This window comes from Burkholderia sp. Tr-20355 (assembly GCF_017104685.1).
GTDB lineage: Bacteria > Pseudomonadota > Gammaproteobacteria > Burkholderiales > Burkholderiaceae > Burkholderia > Burkholderia seminalis.
Map to the genome: position 1 here is coordinate 1 of NZ_JAAGPK010000285.1, position 5,634 is coordinate 5,634.

5 protein-coding genes are annotated in these 5,634 nt (G+C 70.4%); 2 read left to right on the forward strand and 3 right to left on the reverse strand.

The window, feature by feature from the left end; all coding sequences use genetic code 11:
• The first annotated feature begins 185 nt into the window (after positions 1–185).
• Positions 186–1,328: a glycerophosphodiester phosphodiesterase gene (locus G3N62_RS34110; protein ID WP_034191513.1), complete on the forward strand. Its 1,143-nt coding sequence runs from the start codon at positions 186–188 to the stop codon at positions 1,326–1,328.
• A gap of 42 nt (positions 1,329–1,370) precedes the next feature.
• Here G3N62_RS34110 and G3N62_RS34115 read toward each other — a convergent pair whose 3' ends face one another.
• The gene (locus G3N62_RS34115) at positions 1,371–2,996 is read right to left on the reverse strand and encodes a rhodanese-related sulfurtransferase (RefSeq protein WP_206141477.1); all 1,626 of its coding nucleotides are present in this window, start codon (positions 2,994–2,996) and stop codon (positions 1,371–1,373) included.
• Between the two features lie 99 nt (positions 2,997–3,095).
• Positions 3,096–3,662: a cysteine dioxygenase gene (locus G3N62_RS34120; protein ID WP_034191515.1), complete on the reverse strand. Its 567-nt coding sequence runs from the start codon at positions 3,660–3,662 to the stop codon at positions 3,096–3,098.
• Between the two features lie 17 nt (positions 3,663–3,679).
• Here G3N62_RS34120 and G3N62_RS34125 point away from each other — a divergent pair, with 17 nt between their 5' ends.
• Positions 3,680–4,654: a LysR family transcriptional regulator gene (locus G3N62_RS34125; RefSeq protein ID WP_185733047.1), complete on the forward strand. Its 975-nt coding sequence runs from the start codon at positions 3,680–3,682 to the stop codon at positions 4,652–4,654.
• Positions 4,655–4,715: 61 nt separating this feature from the next.
• Here G3N62_RS34125 and G3N62_RS34130 read toward each other — a convergent pair.
• The coding region (locus G3N62_RS34130) for an acyl-CoA dehydrogenase (protein WP_206141478.1) at positions 4,716–5,634 on the reverse strand (919 nt) is incomplete at its 5' end.

A 5,634-nucleotide genomic window follows, 5' to 3' on the forward strand; every position in this document is an offset into this window, starting at 1 on the left:
CCATCGTCGACGCTCCCTCCACGCGCATCGCGACCTGAAAAAGCAGAATGGAAAGGTCGAAGTAATACATATGTAATTATTCGGTGCGACGATCGCGCACCGTTCGATCCCGTGCGGCACGGCCCCCTGCCGCGCCGACGGACCGACCGCCCCTTTTCCGACTCCCGTTTCGAAGGTTCATCGACATGCTCTTCAAGCGCCCGACCTCTCCGCGCTACGTCCCGTTCGCCTGTGCCGCCGCGTTCCTGCTCGCCGCGTGCGGCGGCGACGATCTGACGCGCGATCCCGCCCAGCCGATTTCCGCGAAGGTCCAGGTGGTCGGCCATCGCGGCGCGAGCGCGCTGCGCCCCGAACACACGCTGGCGTCGTACCGCAAGGCGATCGAGGACGGCGCGGACGTGATCGAGCCCGACCTCGTGTCGACGCGCGACGGCGTTCTCGTCGCGCGCCACGAGAACGAGATCTCGGGCACGACGAACGTGTCCGCGCTGCCGCAGTTCGCGAGCCGCAAGGCGACCAAGACGATCGACGGCGCGCAGCTGACCGGCTGGTTCACCGAGGATTTCACGCTCGCCGAACTGAAGACGCTGCGCGCACGCGAGCGCATTCCGCAGGTGCGCCCCGCGAACACCGCGTACAACGACCAGTTCGAAATCCCGACGTTCGACGAGATCGTCGCGCTCGCGAAGCAGATGTCCGCGCAGACCGGCCGCACGATCCATCTGTATCCGGAAACCAAGCATCCCACCTACTTCCAGTCGATCAATCTGCCGCTCGAGGACCGTCTCGTCGACGCGCTGCTGAAGGATACCTACACGTCGCGCACGGCGACCGTCTACATCCAGTCGTTCGAGGTCGCGAACCTGAAGACGATCCGCAACCGGATCAAGTCGACCCAGCCGAACTGGAAGCTCGTGCAGCTGATGGACGAAGCCGGCCAGCGCCCGTACGACTTCGTGAAGGCGAACGACAAGCGCACCTACGGCGACCTGTCGACGCGCGACGGCATGCGCGAGATCGCGACCTATGCGAACGGCGTGGGGCCGTACAAGACGTCGATCATCGCGGTCGCCGCGGACGGCACGCTGCAGCAGCCGACACCGTACGTGCGCGACGCGCACGAGGCCGGCCTCGTCGTGCATCCGTACACGTTCCGCCCGGAGAACAACTTCCTGCCCGTGTCGCTGAAGGATGGCGGCACGCCGGCCACGCGCAACACGGCGGGCTCGGTGCGCGAGATCCAGGCGTACCTGCGCGCGGGTATCGACGGCTTCTTCACCGACGATCCGGCCGTCGGCCGCACGGCCGTCGATACGTTCAAGCGCTGACACGCGCGAACCGGGCGCGGCCCGCCCGGTCGCACCGATGGGTCAGATCACGTTGAAGTGGTGCGTGCCGTCCCGCTTCAACTGGTCGACCAGCCCGTATTCCCAGTCGAGATACGCCTGCATCGCGGCGGCCGCATTGTCGGTGCCTTCGTACGGGCGCCGGTAGCGGTCAACGCGCGGCGACGCGAGACGCGTCTCGCCGCTTTCGAGCGGCAGTCCGGCGTCGATCCACGCGGCCGTGCCGCCGGTCAGCACCGAGATGCCGGCCGACGCCGGCAGCAGCGCGCGCGCATCGTCCGCCGCGAACCGCGCCAGCAGGCTCGATCCGCACGTGAACACATAGCGCTTCGCCGGCGGGATCGCGGCAAGCGCGTCACGCAACTGCGCACGCACGGCGAACCACGCGCCCGGAACATGGCGCTTCACGTAATTCGCGCTGGCCGTCACGTCGACGATCGCGAGTTCGCCGGGCGCCGCTTCCTTCAGCCAGCCCGCGAGCGTCGCGGGCGACACCTCGGTCGCGGGCGGCGTCGCCGGCACGTCGCGCGGCGGCTGGCCGCGCTCGCCGAACGCCGCCGCGCCGGCCGGTTCCACGACGCGCACGTCCCAGCCCATCTGCGCGAGCCACGACGCGGTCATGTCCGCGCGCACGCCGTCGTCGTCGGCGAGCACGATTCGCGCGCCGCGCACGGCCGCGTGATGATCGGTCTCCTGCACGAGCTGGCCGCCCGGCGTGCTCAGGAAGCCCGGCAGGTGGCCGGCCTCGTATTCCTCCGGCGTGCGAACGTCGAAGCGGTACAGAGTGCGGCCCGGCTCGTCGAGCGCCGCGACGTCGGGCAGCGCGATCCGCGGCACGCCGGCGCGTTCGGCCACCGCCCGGGCGGCCTGGCGCGCTTGCGCGCGCTGCGTCGCGTCGATCTCGTCCGGAAAGCGGCGCGCCGCGCCATGCTCGAGCGTCTGGCCGGCCAGCGTCCAGCCGATCGTGCCATTGCGCAGTGCCGCGACCGGATTCGGCAGCCCCGCGTTGACGAGCGACTGCGTGCCGATGATGCTGCGCGTGCGGCCCGCGCAGTTGACGATCACCTGCGTCGCCGGATTCGGCGCGAGCGCGCGCACGCGCAGCACGAGCTCCGCGCCCGGCACGCTCGTCGACGTCGGAATGGTCATCGTCTGGTATTCGTCGAACCGGCGCGCATCGACGATCACGACGTCGGCCTTCGCATCGATCAGCGCCTGCACCTCCTGCGCCGAAAGCGACGGCGTATGACGCTCGGCCTCGACCCATTCGCCGAACGACTTGCTCGGCACGTTCACGTCGATGAACAGTTCACCGCCCGCGGCCAGCCAGCCGGCGAGACCGCCGTCGAGCAACCGCACGTCGGTGTAGCCGAGCTGCGCGAGCTTCTCGGCCGCGCGCGGCGCGAGATCCTCGCCGCCCGCTTCGCCGAACACGACGATCGGCGTGTCGCGGCGCGGAATCCGCGTCCACGCGTCGAGTTCGAGTTTCGACAGCGGAAAATTGGCGGCCCACAGCGGATGGCCCCGCGCGTACGGATCTTCCTCCCGTACGTCGATCAGCGCGAGCTCGTCGCGGGCCAGCAGCCGCGCGCGCACCTCCTGGTACGACGCGACGGGAAAACGGGAAAGGGAATCGGCGGATTGCGTCACGATGTCTCTGAAAACGTTGAAGTCGGTGAAAAAAGCGAAACGGGTCGATCCGGGTGCTGCCGGCGCATGCCCGCACGGGCCGCGCCGACGGGCTCCGCGTCAGGCATTCGAATAGCCCGACACGAAAGGCTTCACGGTGCCGTCGTCCAGGAACACGGCACGCTCGACCTTGCCGATGTTCGCGCCGTACACGTGGATGCTGATCGACACGCGATCGGCGAACGCGTTGGTCACGCGATGCACGTCGCCGATGCGCGGCGACACGGCTTCGACCTCGCCCGGCGCCAGCCGCACGGCGTCGCCGGCCGGCACCGGCTTGCCTGCCGCGTCGAACCGGTAAGGCTGCGAGAACTCGCCGCCGCGCAGCATCCCGATCAGCCCCCACACCGTGTGGTTGTGGATCGGCGTCGTCTGGCCGGGCCCCCACACGAAGCTGACGACCGAGAACCGCTCGTCAGGGTCGAGATGCAGCAGGTATTGCCGATAGCGCTCGGGATCGGGCTGCGCGAACGCGTCGGGCAACCAGTCGTCGTGTTCGACGAGGGCGGCGAGCAGCGCGCCGCCCTCGTCGAGAATGCGCGCCTCGTTCGCGCCGGACGCGAGCAGCGTGCCCAGACCGTCGACGAACGGACGCAGCGGCGTCTGCTGCAACGAAAGCGTACTCATCGGCCGTCTCCTCGAATATGATGCCGAATATGATGGATCGTCATGATGCACCCGAAAGACCATGCAGAACAAACATGAAAATTAGCGATATCGATGCTTTTGCAGCGGTCGTCCGCTGCCAGACCCTGAGCCAGGCCGCGGCCGAGCTCGGGATGACGCAGCCCGCGATCACGCGGCGCGTCCAGAATCTCGAGGAAGCGCTCGGCGTGACCCTGCTCGACCGCAACACGAAGCCGCCGCGCCCGACCGACATCGGCCGGCGGGTCTTCGAGCAGTGTCGCGCGATCCTGCGCGAGGTCGATGCGCTGCGCGAGCTGACGGCCGGCGAGCAGCCGCCCGCCGGCGAATTCCGGCTCGGGCTCACGCAGGGACTCGGCGAACTGATGCTGCCCGCCCTGATCGCCGAACTCGCCGCGCAGTGGCCGGCGCTCGCGACCCAGGTCGCGACGGCCTGGGGCGGCGCGCTCGTCGAGCGCGTCGCGCGCCGCGAACTCGACGCGGCGCTCGTGTTCCTCGCACGCGAGATGGTGCTGCCGGCGCACGTCGAGGGCGAACGGCTGCTGGCCACGCGGCTCGTCGCGGTCGGCCGCAAGGGCGACTGGCCGCGCCGCAGCTACCGGCTCGCCGATTGCCACGCGCGCGGCTGGGTGCTCAATCCCGACGGCTGCGGCTTTCGCGCGGGGCTGCGGCGCGCGCTCGACGCGCAGGGCCTGCCGATGCCGGTCACGCTCGACGCCTACGGCCGCGACCTGCAACTGCAGAGCGTCGCGAACGGCTTCGGTATCGGGCTGATGCCGCTGCCGCTCGTCGAAGGCAGCCCGCTGCGCGACGCGCTCGACATCGTGCCGCTCGCCGATTTCAAGCCGCAGATCGATCTGTGGCTGCTGCGCCGGCACGATGCGGCCCGCTTCGACGCGCCGCTCGCGGCCGTTGCCGCGCATGCGCGCACGGCGTTCGCGGTACCCGAGCAGTCGCACGGCAAGGCCGCTTGACCGGACGGGGCGGCGCCTGCTGCGCGCCGCCCGGTTTCCCTGCGCGGCAACCCTGCCGCGCTCACGCATCGGGTCGACCGCGTTCGGCGTCGTCGCGTGGCGCTGCGCCCGCCCCGGCCGTCGTGTCGCTCGCGCTCGCCGCGTCGAGCGCTGCCCGCCCCGCCGCCACCGCGATCGCGTCGTCCTGCGGCGTATGCACGCGGCTGCACAGCACGTCGCGATAGTGGCGTTCGAGCGGATTGGCGCGGCTCAGCCCATGATTGCCCGACAGTTTCAACGCCTGCTCGACCGTGCGGATCGCGTGCTCGGTCACGGTTCGCTTGACGAGGCCGCTCGTCGTGACCGACGGCGCATTGCCCGCATCGGTGCGCGCGACGAGATCGTCGAGCAGCACGCGGTTCGTGTGCAGCCAGCCCTCGATTTCGCCGACCGCTTCCTGCACGCGCGGCAACGTCGCGAGCGGCGCACCGAGCCCGCTCGGCGCACGCGTCGTCGCGAATTCGACCAGCCAGTCGCGCGACGCCCGCGCGACCGCGTCGTACAGGCTGCCGAGCAGCACGACCATCCACGCCTGCTGGTCGGCCTGCGCGTCGGCATCCGCATGGGTCGCGGCCGACACGGCCCACTCTCCCGGTGCACGCACGTCGACCGCGTGATCGGCCGGCAGCCGCACGTCGTCGAAGACGACTTCGTGGCTGCCCGATGCGCGCAAGCCGAGGTGGTTCCAGCTTTCGATCACGCGGATGCGCTCGCCATCGGCGTCACGGTCGCGCGGCACGAGGAACACGCCGACGCGCGGCTCCCGTTCGTCGGTGCGCGCCCACACGGCCAGCCAGCGCAGTGCCGGAATGCCGGTGCTGTAGAGCTTGTGGCCGGACAGCCGCCAGCCGTCGCCGTCGCGGCGCGCGATGGTGGCCGGCAGCCCGCCGCGCGACGGCGATCCGAGCGCCGGCTCGACGCGCAGCGCGTTGATCAGCGCG

Bases quoted from the DNA above. Each gene is read 5' to 3' on its own strand.
- G3N62_RS34110 (WP_034191513.1), top strand. From the start codon at position 186: ATGCTCTTCAAGCGCCCGACCTCTCCGCGCTACGTCCCGTTCGCCTGT.
- G3N62_RS34120 (WP_034191515.1), bottom strand. From the start codon at position 3,662: ATGAGTACGCTTTCGTTGCAGCAGACGCCGCTGCGTCCGTTCGTCGAC.
- G3N62_RS34125 (WP_185733047.1), top strand. From the start codon at position 3,680: ATGATGCCGAATATGATGGATCGTCATGATGCACCCGAAAGACCATGC.